Source organism: Streptosporangium sp. G12, from assembly GCF_052983175.1.
Window position 1 is genome coordinate 35,963 of the sequence record NZ_JBRIQO010000005.1, and the last position, 13,883, is coordinate 49,845.

Here is a 13,883-nt window from a genome sequence, read left to right on the forward strand (position 1 = left end):
TCCCGAGCCGGATCTGTCGCACGGGTCCTGAGCCCTGACATCTTGAACAGGCTGACGGTCAGAGCTTCCGGCCTGCGGGTTCGGCGCTGGTCCAGACGTGTTCGAAGCTGGTCAGGTACGTCGCTGCGGTGCTGTTGGCTTCGGTATGGGTCAGGTAGATGACGGGCGCTTCGGGGGCTCGGGTGCCGTAGGCGTGCAGGTTGATCAGGAGTTCGTTGTCGGCGCGGTAGATGGAGTTGTAGAGCACCGTGCGGTGTAGCCGGAGCTCGATTCCCTTGACGTTCTGGAGTGGCCGGTAGAGGGCGTGGGCGTTTCTGACCCTGCTGGCCATGACGTCACCGCCGATGCCTTCCTCGGTGCCGCGGGTTGTCACGTGCGGGCTGTCGGGGTCGCCGAGCAGGATGCGTACGCCTACCCCGGCTTGTGCTCGGTCGGCAAGGATGCGCAGGAGCCCGGAGTCTTCGGCGAGGAACAGACCGCTGTACACGAGGATGTCGATGTTGGTGGTGGCGGACGCAAAGAACGTGCGCCAAGTGTCCGCCGGTACCGCCCACCGATGGGGATAGACAGCCTTCAATTCACTGGTGAGCCCTGAACGGTGGCGGATGGCATCGGGCCACAGGTCGCTCTCGTCGACTTCGAGAAGGTCGGCGACGGCCAGGCGGTGGCGGGGGTGGGGGATGCGGCCGGCCAGCCAGCGGGTGACGGTTTTGGGGTCGACGGTCAGGTGGGTGGCGACGTCGAGGGGTTGGAGCCGCGCGCGGATGAGGGCGTGGCGCAGGTTCTCGTTCATGGGTAGCACCTCCCGTGGCACGGTCAGTGCCTGCGACGTTAACATAAGACGTCCCTAGACGTCCCTAAGTTGCGGTGTCGATCTCCAACCCCGGAAGACGAAGCTCGTCGGCACGGGCTCCCACCCAAGGGACTACGCCCTTCACGCTGACAGGAGCACATCCATGACCACCGCACGAGAAAGACAGCGCGCCCACCAGCAGGAGTTGCTGACCCTGCTGCGCGAGCAGCTGTCCTCGCTGGAGATCACTACCGTTCTGATCGTCGACAACACCGGACAGCCCTGCCTGGAGGTCGTCGACCGGCATTTCCGGACCCGGCGGGTCTATGTCCAGACGGCGTTCCACTGGTTCTACTGGGGCGACCAGCTGGACGAGCGGACCTCCTCACTTCGCCTGGCGAGTGCGGCCAAGCGGATCTCCACCGCGGCCCGGGAAGGCTGGCGCCAGGGTGAGCAGGAGCCGCTGACCGTGGATCTGAGCAAGATCGCCGACGCGTACCGTACCTGAGTCGATGATCTCTGAGACGAGCAGGTGGCTGACCGGCGGGCTGGTCTATCCCCAGATCGCCGACCGGCTTCGCGAAAAGATCACCTCCGGCGAGTATCCGGTCGGCGGCGCTCTGCCCTCCGAGGCGGCCCTTGTCGAGGAGTTTCACGTGGCCCGCACGACCGTCCGTCGCGGCCTGGCCGTCCTGGAGAGTGAGGGGTTGATCGTCACGATGCCCGGCAAGGGGCGCGTGGTGAAGGAGGAGAGGCAGCAGGTTGGCGCGGCGGAGTATCGGTATCAGGTGATCGCGAGGGATCTGCGGGCGCAGATCCGCGGGGGCGTTCTGGCCGTTGGGGCGGTGTTGCCGAGTGAGAACGTGCTCCGGCGGCAATATGTGGCTTCGCGCAACACGGTGCGCCATGCCCTTGGTGAGCTGGAGCGCGAGGGGCTGATCGTGACCGCGCATGGCAAGGGCCGGTTTGTCCGTCCTCTCCCGGACTGAGACGTCCTGGGACGTCTCGGCTCGCGTACTGGATTCGCCTCGGGGGACGGCGTCTATCGTGAACCGCATGGGACAAGCTGAGTGGGCACGTGACCTGGCCAAAGAGCTGCTGGAGCAGCCGTTGCCGCGCCGGTGGGCGCACACGCAAGGGGTGGCCGCGCGTGCCGAGTCGCTGGCGCCGATCCTCGGTCAGGAGTCCGACCTGCTGACCGCTTCGGCCTGGTTGCATGACATCGGGTACGCGCCGCCGCTGGTCGACACCGGGTTCCATCCGCTCGACGGTGCCCGTTACCTGCGCGAGGTGCACCAGGCCGATGACAAGCTCGTCCGGCTGGTGGCGCATCACTCGTGCGCGGTCTATGAGGCCACCGAACGCGGCCTGCTGGATGTGCTGAACGAGGAGTTCGACCAGGAGCGTCCGGAGCTGGTGGAGGCACTGACCTACTGCGACATGACCACCAGCCCGGACGGGCTTCCCCTGGAGGTCGATGTGCGGTTGGCGGAGATCCATTCCCGGTACGGTCCCGAGCATCTGGTGAGCAGATCGATCACCAACGCGACGCCGTGCATCACCTCGGCGGTATGGGCGGTTCAGGTCGCGCTAGCCGATGTACGGTCCGGTGGTGCCGGCTAGATAGTGGCCGATCCGCAGGCGCATCGAACGGTCCATGGTCAGTGAGTCGACCTTCTCGCGCGGTACCCATCGCACTTCGCGGGACTCGTCGCTCGGCGTTGGTTCGCCGGAGATCGGGCGGCCGGTGAGCACGATGGAGAACTCCTGTCGGGCTTCGCCGTCGCTGGTGTAGAGGATGACGTGTTTGGGGTCGGTGTAGGTGCCAACGATGCCGGTGATCTCGCACGTGATGCCGGTCTCTTCCAACGTCTCGCGGATGGCCGCGGCCGGGAGGGATTCGCCGAGGTCGATGGCTCCGCCGGGGACGGCCCAGTTGTCGTTGTCGGTGCGGTGGATCATCAGGATGTCCCCGGCGTCGTTGGTGACGACGACGTTGACCGAGGGAACGAGGCTGTTGGGTGCGGGCGCGGAGGGGTCGTCGTAGAAGTCGATCCGGCGGGCCATGGGTCAGGACTCTACCGGCGTGGCTCCGGCCCAGACGGCTTCGAAGCTGTCGAGGTAGGTCGACACCATGCCGCCGCCCACCACCTTGCGCAGGTGCAGGACGGGTGCGTCTCCGGCGGGCATGCCGTACAGGTGGGTGTTGGCCAGAAGCTGGTCGTCGCCGCGGTAGATGGAGTTGTACAGCACCGTGCGATGCAGCCGGATCTCCACGCCTTCGACCTGGCGCAACGGCCGGTACAGCACCAGCGACATCCTGATCTGCGCGGCCATACCGTCGCCGATGCCCTCGTCGGCGCCGCGCTGGGCGACCTCGGGTGAGTCGGGGTCGCCGAGCAGGATGCGCACCCGTACGCCCGCCTTGGCCTTGTCGGCGAACAGGCGCATGAGGCCGGTGTCCTGGGAGATGAAGGTGCCGCTGTAGACCAGCACGCCGATCTCTTCTCTGGCGGCGGAGAACAGACGTCCCCAGGCGTCCCGGGGTACGGCCCAGCGGTGCGGGTAGACGGTGACGATCTCGGTCTCGGAGACCGCGGCGGCCTGTTTTGGCGTCAGCGCGTTGGGCCAGAGGTAGGCCTCTTCGGCGTCGAGGTACTTGGCGACGGCGAAGCGGTGCTTGCGGTAGGGGGTGCGGCTTTGGGTGATCCACCGCTCCACGGTCTTGGCGTCCACCTCGATGGCCTCGGCCAACTCGGCGATCGTCGTTCCCCGCTCCAGCAATGCCGTGCGCAACCGCTCGTTCGCCATCTCACCTGCCCGTAAGAAGGGACGTCCAGGGACGTGGCAATCGTAGACCGGACGTCCTGAACATGTCCCATCCTGTAGTGATCTCGTCCCGCCTCTCTGCCGCACTCTCGATATCGCAAGGCAGCAACAGCAGCGATCGAGAGGAGAGACACAGTGATCAACGACATTCGGCCGATCGACGAGACGCCCACCTGCGTGTGCGGCGCGGCCCTGGAGGAGGGGCGGATCGCCTGCCGCAAGTGCCTGGCCCGGGACCGGTGGATCCGGCGTCAGGGGCAGGCGGCCAAGCGCCGGTTGAGCAAGCGGCGCGGGCAGAGCAGGCGCCCGGCCGGCCGCCCGCGCAACCTCGCCGAGGCTGGGGTGAGCTGGACGTGACCACGATCCCGCTGATCATCGGCCTCGTCCTCGGGATGGCCGTACTGGTCGGCTACGTGCTCGTCATGGTCGGCATGCGCCAGGAGGATCGGCGGATGTCCTTGGGGGGCGTTCCCCCGACCCGGGCGGCGGGCCTGGCGCGGCGGGTCACCGGCTGCCATGTTCGCGGATGAGCGGCGAACTACTCGCGCTCGGCCAACTTTGACTCCACCCGTTCCAGGCGCTGCGACAGATCCCGCAGCGTGGCCCGCATCTCGGCCAACTCCTCCGCGGCCGGCGGCAGGGCCGGGGCGGCGGCGTCGCGGACGAAGACGCCCTTACCCTGCTGGCCGATGACCAGCCCTTCGTTTCGTAGCACCCCGACGGCGAGTTTCACCACGCTCAGCGACGCCTCGTACGTCGTCGCGAGCTGAGTGGTGGACGGCAGCGGATTTCCGGGCTCCAAGGTGCCGCGCCGGATCTGCTCGCGCAGGTCGTCGGCGATCTGCAGATAACCGGGTCGTCCGGTGTTCTTGACCATCGCCCCTCTTCTGTCGCCTGCCTGTTTTAATCCACCGTCTTAGCTGGCCCGACTAGGCCAACTTGGCCTACCGAGCTTACTGGTTCAGCACAAAGGCACGCCATTGACACCCATGGCAACTAGGCTGACTATGTTGTCCTAGCCAAATAAGGAGGTATATCCATGCGCAACATCCCGATCCCCGTCGATGTCCACCGACTCCGCTTCACCTGCGTCAAGGCCGCCCGTCCCCGCGTGGTCGACCAGGACACCGGAAAGATCAAGACCGACAAGGAGGGCAACAAGATCTACGAATCCGTCCTGCTCGCCGAGGACGAGTTGGGCCGGATCGAACTGGTCAAGGTCGGAACCTCCGGACAACCCCCGATCGCCCCCGGCCAGGACGTCGTACCGACCGCGATGGTCGGCTACGTGTGGGAGATCCCGCAGAACGGCGCCTCGCGATGGGGCATCAGCTACAAGGCCACCTCCATCGTCCCCGTCTCCGGCATCCCCGCAGGAGAGCAGGGTGCCTGACTCTCTGAGGCTCGCCCTCATCGTCCTGGCCTGCATCGCGGTCACTCTGTGGGCATGGCGGCGCTTTCACCGCCGGTCGTTCTGGCTGGTCGCCGCCTACCCACTCACCGCCCTCAGCGTCCGCGCCACCTGGCGCAAGGTCGCCCTCGGGTGCGGGCTGACGAAGAAGCGGGCGCGCTGGGCCTTCACCCTCACCCCCGGCGCCCTCGTCTCCACCGGCACCGTCAAGGTACGGCGCCGCTTTCGCCGGGTCGCCGTCGACACCAAACCCTGGATGTGGCTGCCCATGCCGACCCGGCACGGCTGGCGTGCCACCCTGCGCCTGCTGGAAGGTCAGATCCCCGATGACTACGCCCAGGCCGCCGAACGCCTCGCCCACTCCTGGGGTGTGCACGCCGTCCGCGTCTCCTCACCCCGCCCCGGACGCCTCGTCATCAACACCACCATCCGCGACCCCCTCGTCCAGGTCGACCGACTACCGCCCTCCACCGACCTGCTCAAAGTCGCCGTGGGACGGCTGGAGACCGGCAAACCCTGGGTGATCGACTTCCGTACCGTGCCGCACTGGATCAACGCCGGAGCCACCCAGTCCGGCAAGTCCAACCTCGCCAACGCCCTGCTCGTCGGCCTGGCCCCGCAACCGGTCGCCCTGGTCGGCTTCGACCTCAAAGGCGGCGTGGAGTTCACCCCCTACGCCGCACGCCTGTCCGCGCTGGCCACCGAGCGCGCCGAGTGCACCCGGCTGCTGGCCGACCTGATCGGCATGATGATCGACCGGATGGGCCTGTGTCGGATGACCGGCGCCCGCAACATCTGGCAGCTCCCCCCGGCGGTGCGCCCCGTTCCGGTCGTGGTGCTCGTCGACGAGCTGGCCGAGCTGTATCTGATGGCCGACAAGTCCGAGAAGGACGACATCGCCAGGACCTCCACCGCGCTGCTGCGCATCGGACAGCTCGGCCGCGCGTTCGGGATCTACCTGTTCTGCTCCGGCCAGCGCATCGGCTCCGACCTCGGCCCCGGCGTCACCGCACTGCGCGCCCAGTGCTCGGGACGCATCTGTCACCGGGTCAACGACCCCGAAACCGCGACCATGACCCTCGGCGACCTCGACCCCGCCGCCCTGGTCTCCGCCCGCGCGATCCCCGCCGAAACCCCCGGCGTCGCGATCGTCGCCTCCCAAGACGGCCAGTGGTATCGGGCGCGCTCCTTCTACGTCGCCGAGAACACCGCCGAACACGCCGCCAAGACCTACGCCCACCTCACCCCGTCCTGGGACGACATCACCGCCGCCCAACCGGTCGACGTCCCCGCCTGACCTTCCATACCCCCTGACTTCTGAAGGGAGGAACCATGACGCGAAACCTGCTCGCCGCCCTGCTCGACTCCGGACCGGTGATCGTCCTGGCCGCGATCGCCGGGGCCGGCTCGTTCACCCACATCCGCGACACCGCCACCGAACACGGACAGAGCGGCTGGATGGCCTGGGCCGTCGCCGTGTGCGTCGACCTCACCTGTGTCATGGCCGCCCGCGAACGCCAGCGCGACAAGAAGACCGGACGCGTCCGGGACGGCCTGGCCTCCTGGCCCACCCTCGTCCTCATCCTCGGCATCGTCCTGTCCCTGTCCGCCAACCTCCACCAAGCCGAAGCCTCCACCTGGGGCTGGATCACCGCCGCCACCCCGGCGGGCGCCTTCCTGATCGCCGTCTCCATGCTCGAACGCCGCGCCTCCGGCCCCCGTCCCAAGCCGTCCCCGGCCCCGTCCTCCGAGCCGGCCCCGGTGCCCGCGCTCGTCCCCGCCACCGAGGACGACAAGGACGACCAGGACCAAGCCGCGGACGGCCCGTCCTCGGAACTCGTCGACTACGCCCGCCGCGTGGCCACCGAGTACCAGAGCACCCAGGGCAAGCCGATCAGCCGCGACACCCTGCGCGCACGCCTGGGCGTGTCCAACCAACTCGCCTCCGACCTACTGCGCACCCTGCGCACCACCTCCGAGGCCGCCCGATGAAAGACGAGAGAGAAGGCACCATCACCACCGCGCACGACGGCGAGCAGGAGCCGCTTGCGCTGATCACGCCCAAGCGGTGGCGGTGCTGCGACTGCGGCGCCACCGGCCTCGACAGCCACGGCATCACCTGCGAGTCCTGCGACGGTCTCGGCTTCTGCTGAAACCGTCGGCGCCCCCGGCCTGGCCGTACATCCGCCAAGACGCCTGCCAGGTCGGAGGCCATCCCCCCTCACCCAACGAGTGAAAGGAGGAGACCATCTTGCCCACAACACGCCCCGACACGCACGCGATCGCAGGCATGATCACCCGCCTGAACGATCCGACGTACCCCCGCTGGGCCGCCCGACTCCGCGCCACCGGCGGCTGTCGCCAGCCCATCCACATGCGGGGCCGCGTCCTGCACGTCGACCGCGCCACCGGCCGGCTCCTGCACCGCTACACCACCGCCACCGAACCCGAGGATGTCCTGCACCTGCCGTGCAAAACCCGCCGCGCCTCCCGCTGCCCGGCCTGCGCCGAGGTCTACCGCGCCGACACCTACCAGCTGATCCGCGCTGGCCTGGTGGGCGGCAAGGGCGTCCCTTCCTCGGTCACCGCACACCCGTGCCTGTTCATCACCCTGACCGCCCCGTCATTCGGAGTCGTCCACACCCGGCGAGAGAAGAACGGCAAGACCCTGCCCTGCCACGCTCGCCGCGACGCGCAGACCTGCCCGCACGGACGCGTCATGTCCTGCACCACCCGACACGGCGCCGATGAGCCACGTCTGGGTGAGCCGCTGTGCCCGGACTGCTACGAGTACACGGGATCGGTGCTGTTCAACGCCGTCTCCCCGAAGCTCTGGCAGCGCTTCACCGACGCCCTGCGGCGACGCGTCGCCAAGACTGCCGGTCTGACCCTGCGGGAGCTCCGCGAGCGCTTGACGATCTCCTTCGCCAAAGTCGCCGAGTACCAGAAGCGCGGAGTCGTCCACTTCCACGCCGTCATCCGCCTCGACGGCCCCGAAGGTCCTGCTTCCCCACCTCCAGCCTGGGCCACGGCAGAGATGCTGACGCACGCCATACAACACGCCGTCCGAGCAGTGACCGTGACCGTTCCCGCAGCAGGCGACGAACCCGCGCGCACTCTGCGCTGGGGCCGACAGCTCGACGTCCGCCAGATCACCATGGACGGCGAACTCTCCGACCAGGCCGTGGCCGGCTACATCGCCAAGTACGCCACCAAAGCCGCCGAATGTGTCGGCACCCTGGACCGACGCATCAACCCCCTCGACGATCTGGCCGCCTTCAACCTCCGCGACCACCCTCGCCGCCTCATCGCCGAATGCCAGCGCCTAGGCGCCCTGGACGAGTTGGCCGACCTCCGTCTTCCTCATTGGGCCCACATGCTGGGATTTCGCGGCCACTTCTCCACCCGCTCCCGCCACTACTCCATCACCATCGGCTCCATCCGCGACGAACGCCGAGACTTTGCCCGCACCGAAGAGATCACCACCGGACGCCTGCCCCTCTTCGACGAGGACGCCGTCCTCGTGATCACCAACTGGGAGTACGCGGGCAAGGGGCTGTCGCTCGGTGACGCCCTCCTCGCCGCCGCGTTGACCGGTGTGCCTCTGGCCGATCCCGGACGGCATCCATGAAGACGCTCGATCACCTCTGGACGGTGGATGAGGTCGCCGCCTATCTCCGGGTACCGGCCGGAACCCTCTACCAATGGCGCTGCAGAAGGATCGGGCCGCCCGGCCGCCGAATCGGCAAGCACCTGCGCTACCTCCCCGAAGACGTACGCGCCTGGGTCCGGGAGCAGACATGACCGTCTACGACCGGTGGCACAAGACCCACCCCGATCCCGCAGAGACGAAGTGCTCTGAGCACAAGCGGGTGCCGACCGCCAAGCACGGACAGGGGGTGCGCTGGCAGGTTCGCTACCGGGACGAGAAGGGCGAGCAGCGCAAACGCAACTTCGAGAAGAAGGCTGACGCCGACCGCTTCGACGTGACGCGTCGTGCCGACGAACCGCGTGGTGAGTGGATTGATCCCAAGCTCGGCCAGACCAGATTCCAGGTGTACGCGGGGACGTGGCTGGCCTCTCGGCTGCACAAGCCCGGAACCTCGATGACCTACGAAGGGCACCTGAAGAACCACATCAACCCGGTGTTCGGCCTGGTTCCCCTAATCTCGATACGGCCTACTTCGGTGCAGAAGTGGGTGAAGGACCTGCACGTGAAAGGCCTGGCCCCGCGCACGGTCGAGACCATCTATGTGATCTTCTCCAGCATCATGCGCGGAGCCGTACGAGATGGCATGATCCGCCGCTCCCCCTGCGTCGACATCCGCCTGCCGGAGCCGGATAAGACCACGATCCGGCTCCTCTCCCCCACCGAGGTGCTCGCGCTCTACCAGGCCATGCGGCCCGACTACGCGCCGCTGATCCTCCTGGGCGCCGCGGCTGGTCTCCGGCAAGGAGAAGCGCTCGGTCTCGCCGTCGACCGGATCGACTTCGCCGAGGGCATGCTGACGGTGGACCAGCAGGTCGTGGTGATCGATCGGCGTCCGACGCTGGCTCCGCCGAAGACAAGAGCCTCTGTCCGCGACGTTCCCATCCCGGCCGTTCTCGCCCGTGCGCTGGCCGAGTTCATCGACAGGCACAAGCCTGAGGACGTGCTCTTCCGGACGACGCGCGGGAACCTGATCCGCCGCGACTACTTCAACGCCGACATCCTGAAGCCCGCGATCTTCTTAGCAGGGGTACCGGCGGACATGACGTTCCACGATCTTCGGCACACCTTCGCCAGTACGGCACTCGCCGAGGGCGTGCCCATCTCCGAGGTGTCCCGGTGGCTCGGGCACGAGTCCATCACCACGACCGTGGATCTCTACGGGCATCTGGTTCCCGAAGCGTCCGAACGGGCTCGCACGGCCCTGGACCATGCCTTCGCCGCGGCGGACGGGCTCATGTGAATGTGCCCTCATTGTGCCCTCCGGCTGCTTTGATCTTGCCCAGCAAAGGCTCCACCGCAGGTCAGAGGAGGAAAGGGCGGACGAGTCGGCCTGTAGGCCGGGTTTTGTCCTTCACTTGCGTGAAGGGGCGACCATCCATCTAGGGCCGACGTTGCCGGCGGCCTCAAGCGGTCTACCCGCGCGGCATCGGGCGGGCAGCCCTCAAGCGTCGCGCGCGGGACGCTCCGGAGAGCGCCCCTTCTTGACCTTGCTCCAGGTGGGGTTTACCGAGCCGCCCACGTCACCGTGGGCGCTGGTGGTCTCTTACACCACCGTTTCACCCTTACCTCGTCCTGGGACGAGGCGGTCTGTTCTCTGTGGCACTTTCCCGCGGGTCACCCCGGGTCGGCGTTACCGACCACCCTGCCCTGTGGAGCCCGGACCTTCCTCGGCGGGTCTCAGAAGAGACCCGACGCGGCCGCCCGGCCGGCTCGTCCGCCGTGTTCCAAGCCTAACGGCTCCCAAGTGGACTCCAACCGAGCGGCAAGTCGTCCGCGCTGGAATATGGATCAAGCAAGACGGACCGGACGAGCACCGGAGGAACCGATGAGAGCACCGACGACCGGCGAGACGACCGCTTCCGCACGCCGCGGGGACTCCGGCCACGGCGAAGGACGCAGTGGAGGGCGCGGCCATGGACGCGGCCATGGACGCGGTGGAGAACGAGTGGTGCTCCACCGCCCCCATGGCCGAGGTCTGTCGTGGACGTGAGACCGCAGGTTCAGCGCAGGTGCGAGGTGTCATTGAACGCCTTCACCACCGCCGGGCCGTCGGCGTAGTACTCGATCAGGGACAGGGCTGACAGGTCGAGATGCATGCGGTACAGCGCACCGAGGGGAGCGAGCAGCGCGAACCGCAGCAGCATCTTGATCGGCGTGACGTGGGAGACGGCGAGGACCGCCTTGCCCTCGTAACGCTCGATCAGCATGTCCCCGGTCGCCTGGACCCGCCGCGCCGCCTCCCCGAAACTCTCCCCACCCGGCGGCGCGGCGGACGGGTCCGCCAGCCACGCGGCGAGTTCGTCGGGCCAGCGGCGCTGGATCTCCGTGAACGTGTGGCCTTCCCAGTCTCCGAAGTCGGTCTCCCGCAGCCCCTCCTCGACGAGGACCTCAAGCCCGACCCTGGCCGCGATGATCTCCGCGGTGGCGCGGGCGCGCCTGAGCGGCGAGCTGACGATCACCTGGATGTCGTACGGCTTCCCGGCGAGTTTCACCGCGGCGGCTTCGGCCTGGGCGACGCCGTTGGGCGTGAGCTCGGGGTCGCCGAGCCCGGAGAACCTGCGCTCGACGGAGAGGGGCGTCTCACCGTGCCGGAGCAGGTACAGCGAGGTCGCGACGGAGGTGGGCGAACGCCAGCCGGTGCCCGTACCCGTGGGGGTGGCCAGGCCCGCTCGCTCGCGCGTGGTGGTCCCGCCGCCGTCCCCGTCACCGCCGGAGTCACCGGCCACGAGGTCGCCGGCGTCGGGAGCGCCGTTGCCGAGGTCACCGGTGTCGAAGAGCAGCAGGTCCTCGGCGGGACGGGCGGGAGCGGTGCGGCCGGCGGGGGAACCGCTTTTGGAAGCAGCTCTTCCTGAGGCGCCGCTCTCGAGAGCACCACTGTCAGGGGCCCGGCCGGCGGAGACGCCGCTTTCCGAGGTTCGGCTTCCGGAGACGCCGCTTCCGGAAACCCGGCCGCCGGGCGCTTCCGCGGCGGCGGAGGAACCGGAGAGGGTCCAGGCGCGGCCCTTGGCGGCGGCGTCCATGGCCTCGTTGGCCAGGCGGTCGGCGTCCTTGTTCTTCTCGCGGGGAATCCAGCGCCAGGTCACCTTGAGGCGCCTGGCGAGGGCCGCGGCCTCCAGGGCGAGCGGGCGCAGGCCCTCGTTCTTGATCTTCCAGCGGCCGGCCATCTGCTCGACGACCAGCTTGGAGTCCATCCTGACCTCGACCTTCGCGCCGTCGCCGGCGAGAGAGAGGAGGGAGGTCAGGCCCGCGATGAGCCCGCGGTACTCGGCGACGTTGTTGGTCTGGGTGCCGATCGACGCGGCTGTCTCGACCAGCACCTGGCCGTCGGCGGCGTCCTTGACGACGGCGCCGTAGCCCGCCGGGCCCGGGTTGCCCCGCGAGCCGCCGTCGGCCTCGATGACGTACGAGGTCACGGAGCTCACAGGGCTCACAGACCGGACTCGGCGGTACGGACGAGGATCCGGCGGCACTCCTCGCAGCGGATGACCTCGTCGTGGGAGGCGGCCTTGATGCGGTTGATCTCGGCGATGGACAGGCTCGTGCGGCAGCCGAGGCAGCGGGCTCCCTGGAGCATCGCGGCGCCCACCCCGAACTGCTCCTTGAGCTTCCCGTAGAGGGCGAGCAGGTCGGCGGGGATGTCCTCGGCGACCCCGGCGCGCTTGCCCTGGAGCTCGTCCCTCTCCTTGTCGATCTCGGCGAAGGCCGCGTCCCTGCGGTCCTCGGCGGTGCCGCGGGTGCCCGCGAGCTCGTCGCGCTCGGCCACGAGCCTGGCGACCTGCCCGTCGGCCGCCTCGCGGCGCTCCATGATCTCCAGCACGACCTCTTCCAGATCGCCCTGCCTGCGCTTCAGGGAGACGATCTCGGACTGGAGGCTGGCCAGGTCCTTGGGGGAGGACACCTGGCCGGAGTCGAGGCGCTTCTGGTCGCGCTCGGCACGGGTGCGGACGGAGTCGACGTCGGCCTCGGCCTTGCTCTGCTCGCGGGCGAGGTCGCCGGACTCGGTCTCGGCGGCGATCACCTGGGTGGCGATGCGGGCGATGCGCCCGGAGAGCTCGTCGATCTGTGCCAGCTCGGGCAGGGTGCGGCGGCGATGGGCCAGCCGGTCGATGGCGGAGTCGAGTTCGGCCAGGTCAAGCAGACGCTTCTGGGCCGCAGGGGCTGCTTTCACGTGAAATCCTCGCACTTTGCTGTTGTGTTCCAGGCGTCCGTGACCGTCTCGGATACGCGCGTCTCAACAGTAATCCCCCTGGCGGCCGACGCGGACGCGAGATGGTGTGCCGCGTCGGCGAGCCAGGGCCATTCGGTGGCCCAGTGGGCCGCGTCGATCAGCGCGGGACCGCCGGAGGCCTCCATGAACTCGCTGGCCGGGTGGTGGCGCAGATCGGCGGTGAGGAAGACGTCCACCCCGGCGGCGCGGGCCGTCCCGAGGAGGGAGTCTCCCGATCCCCCGCTGACCGCGATCCGCTGGACGGGGCGGCCGGGGTCTCCGGCGACCCGCAGGCCGCCCGCCGTGGCGGGGAGCCCGCGGGCGGCCAGCCGGGCGAAGTCGGCGAGGGAGACGGGGGCCGGCAACGAGCCGACGCGGCCCAGGCCGCGCCGGGGGTCGTCGGCGGCGGGACTGAGGGGGACGAGCGGGCCGGTCAGGCCGACGGCGCGGGCGAGCGCGTCGGAGACGCCGGGGTCGGCGACGTCGGCGTTGGTGTGGGCGGTGAAGAGCCCGATGTCGTTCTTGATCAGCGTGTGGACCAGCCGGCCCTTGAAGGTGGTGGCCGCGACGCTCGTGGTGCCGCGCAGGTAGAGGGGGTGGTGGGTGACGACGAGGTCGGCGCCCCAGTCGAGGGCCTCCTCGGCGACGACGGCCACCGGGTCGACCGCGAACAGGATCCTGCGCACCTCGGCGGAGGGATCTCCGCAGACGAGCCCGACCGCGTCCCACGACTCCGCCCATCTCGGGTCGTAACGGGACTCCAGCTCTGTGACGATGTCGGCAAGCGTAGGCACGTGCGCAGACTATCGGCCTTCCCCGGAGGGCTCGTCACGGTGGCTTCCGTACCGGCGTTCGCAGCGACCTCCGCAGCGACCTCCACGGCGGCTTGCGCACCGGCGTTCACAGCCACCTCCGCACCGGTTCCCGCACC

At 68.8% G+C, this 13,883-nt stretch carries 19 protein-coding genes and 1 other RNA gene; 12 read left to right on the forward strand and 8 right to left on the reverse strand.

Annotation, left to right across the window (positions count from 1 at the left end; all coding sequences use genetic code 11):
- Positions 1 to 58: 58 nt before the first annotated feature.
- A complete protein-coding gene (locus ACVCAG_RS09220) occupies positions 59 to 793 on the reverse strand; it encodes an XRE family transcriptional regulator (protein ID WP_440087620.1) in 735 nt (244 codons plus the stop codon).
- A gap of 163 nt (positions 794 to 956) precedes the next feature.
- On the opposite strand from ACVCAG_RS09220, the gene ACVCAG_RS09225 reads away from it, so the two are divergent.
- The 3 genes from ACVCAG_RS09225 (at position 957) to ACVCAG_RS09235 (ending at position 2,416) form a co-directional block, all read left to right on the forward strand.
- Positions 957 to 1,301, forward strand: a complete 345-nt coding sequence (locus ACVCAG_RS09225; protein ID WP_440087621.1) for a hypothetical protein — start codon at positions 957 to 959, stop codon at positions 1,299 to 1,301.
- Positions 1,302 to 1,305: 4 nt separating this feature from the next.
- The gene (locus ACVCAG_RS09230) at positions 1,306 to 1,782 is read left to right on the forward strand and encodes a GntR family transcriptional regulator (RefSeq protein ID WP_440087622.1); all 477 of its coding nucleotides are present in this window, start codon (positions 1,306 to 1,308) and stop codon (positions 1,780 to 1,782) included.
- 67 nt (positions 1,783 to 1,849) lie between these two features.
- Positions 1,850 to 2,416 carry an HD domain-containing protein gene (locus tag ACVCAG_RS09235; RefSeq protein ID WP_440087623.1) on the forward strand — a complete coding sequence of 189 codons (567 nt, stop codon included), beginning with the start codon at positions 1,850 to 1,852 and terminating at the stop codon, positions 2,414 to 2,416.
- Here the strand turns inward: ACVCAG_RS09235 and ACVCAG_RS09240 are convergent.
- Both ACVCAG_RS09240 and ACVCAG_RS09245 read right to left on the reverse strand, forming a co-directional pair.
- Entirely contained in the window at positions 2,384 to 2,860 is a 477-nt protein-coding gene (locus tag ACVCAG_RS09240) for an NUDIX domain-containing protein (RefSeq protein ID WP_440087624.1), read from the reverse strand. The two genes, ACVCAG_RS09235 and ACVCAG_RS09240, sit on opposite strands and share 33 nt — an antisense overlap.
- A 3-nt stretch (positions 2,861 to 2,863) precedes the next feature.
- A complete protein-coding gene (locus ACVCAG_RS09245; protein ID WP_440087625.1) occupies positions 2,864 to 3,604 on the reverse strand; it encodes an XRE family transcriptional regulator in 741 nt (246 codons plus the stop codon).
- A 153-nt stretch (positions 3,605 to 3,757) separates the two neighbouring features.
- On the opposite strand from ACVCAG_RS09245, the gene ACVCAG_RS09250 reads away from it, so the two are divergent.
- Both ACVCAG_RS09250 and ACVCAG_RS09255 read left to right on the forward strand, forming a co-directional pair.
- Positions 3,758 to 3,979 carry a hypothetical protein gene (locus tag ACVCAG_RS09250; protein ID WP_440087626.1) on the forward strand — a complete coding sequence of 74 codons (222 nt, stop codon included), beginning with the start codon at positions 3,758 to 3,760 and terminating at the stop codon, positions 3,977 to 3,979.
- Positions 3,976 to 4,152, forward strand: coding sequence for a hypothetical protein (locus ACVCAG_RS09255; RefSeq protein ID WP_440087627.1), 177 nt, complete (start codon positions 3,976 to 3,978; stop codon positions 4,150 to 4,152). Before ACVCAG_RS09250 ends, ACVCAG_RS09255 begins: the two co-directional genes overlap by 4 nt.
- Positions 4,153 to 4,160: 8 nt before the next feature.
- Here ACVCAG_RS09255 and ACVCAG_RS09260 read toward each other — a convergent pair whose 3' ends face one another.
- A complete protein-coding gene (locus ACVCAG_RS09260) occupies positions 4,161 to 4,499 on the reverse strand; it encodes a GntR family transcriptional regulator (protein ID WP_440087628.1) in 339 nt (112 codons plus the stop codon).
- A gap of 162 nt (positions 4,500 to 4,661) precedes the next feature.
- Between ACVCAG_RS09260 and ACVCAG_RS09265 the strand changes: the two genes are divergently transcribed.
- The 7 genes from ACVCAG_RS09265 (at position 4,662) to ACVCAG_RS09295 (ending at position 9,985) form a co-directional block, all read left to right on the forward strand.
- Entirely contained in the window at positions 4,662 to 5,015 is a 354-nt protein-coding gene (locus ACVCAG_RS09265) for an SCO3933 family regulatory protein (protein ID WP_362899569.1), read from the forward strand.
- On the forward strand, positions 5,008 to 6,330 hold the full coding sequence (locus tag ACVCAG_RS09270) for an FtsK/SpoIIIE domain-containing protein (protein ID WP_440087629.1): 1,323 nt from the start codon (positions 5,008 to 5,010) through the stop codon (positions 6,328 to 6,330). Before ACVCAG_RS09265 ends, ACVCAG_RS09270 begins: the two co-directional genes overlap by 8 nt.
- A gap of 35 nt (positions 6,331 to 6,365) precedes the next feature.
- Complete coding sequence (locus ACVCAG_RS09275) at positions 6,366 to 7,025, forward strand: DUF2637 domain-containing protein (RefSeq protein WP_440087630.1); 660 nt, start codon at positions 6,366 to 6,368, stop codon at positions 7,023 to 7,025.
- Entirely contained in the window at positions 7,022 to 7,186 is a 165-nt protein-coding gene (locus ACVCAG_RS09280) for a hypothetical protein (RefSeq protein ID WP_440087631.1), read from the forward strand. The genes ACVCAG_RS09275 and ACVCAG_RS09280 overlap by 4 nt, the downstream gene beginning before the upstream one ends.
- A 98-nt stretch (positions 7,187 to 7,284) precedes the next feature.
- Positions 7,285 to 8,664: a replication initiator gene (locus ACVCAG_RS09285; protein WP_440087632.1), complete on the forward strand. Its 1,380-nt coding sequence runs from the start codon at positions 7,285 to 7,287 to the stop codon at positions 8,662 to 8,664.
- Positions 8,661 to 8,837: a helix-turn-helix domain-containing protein gene (locus tag ACVCAG_RS09290; RefSeq protein WP_386207936.1), complete on the forward strand. Its 177-nt coding sequence runs from the start codon at positions 8,661 to 8,663 to the stop codon at positions 8,835 to 8,837. The genes ACVCAG_RS09285 and ACVCAG_RS09290 overlap by 4 nt, the downstream gene beginning before the upstream one ends.
- Entirely contained in the window at positions 8,834 to 9,985 is a 1,152-nt protein-coding gene (locus ACVCAG_RS09295; RefSeq protein ID WP_440087633.1) for a tyrosine-type recombinase/integrase, read from the forward strand. Before ACVCAG_RS09290 ends, ACVCAG_RS09295 begins: the two co-directional genes overlap by 4 nt.
- A gap of 77 nt (positions 9,986 to 10,062) precedes the next feature.
- Here the strand turns inward: ACVCAG_RS09295 and rnpB are convergent.
- The 4 genes from rnpB to ACVCAG_RS09315 all read right to left on the reverse strand — a co-directional run bounded on the left by rnpB (position 10,063) and on the right by ACVCAG_RS09315 (position 13,746).
- An RNA gene (rnpB, locus tag ACVCAG_RS09300) (RNase P RNA component class A) lies at positions 10,063 to 10,458 on the reverse strand.
- A 287-nt stretch (positions 10,459 to 10,745) separates the two neighbouring features.
- Positions 10,746 to 12,158, reverse strand: a complete 1,413-nt coding sequence (locus ACVCAG_RS09305) for a bifunctional RNase H/acid phosphatase (protein WP_440087701.1) — start codon at positions 12,156 to 12,158, stop codon at positions 10,746 to 10,748.
- 14 nt (positions 12,159 to 12,172) lie between these two features.
- Positions 12,173 to 12,913: a zinc ribbon domain-containing protein gene (locus ACVCAG_RS09310; RefSeq protein ID WP_440087634.1), complete on the reverse strand. Its 741-nt coding sequence runs from the start codon at positions 12,911 to 12,913 to the stop codon at positions 12,173 to 12,175.
- Positions 12,910 to 13,746, reverse strand: a complete 837-nt coding sequence (locus ACVCAG_RS09315) for a Nif3-like dinuclear metal center hexameric protein (RefSeq protein ID WP_440087635.1) — start codon at positions 13,744 to 13,746, stop codon at positions 12,910 to 12,912. Before ACVCAG_RS09315 ends, ACVCAG_RS09310 begins: the two co-directional genes overlap by 4 nt.
- Positions 13,747 to 13,883 lie beyond the last annotated feature (137 nt).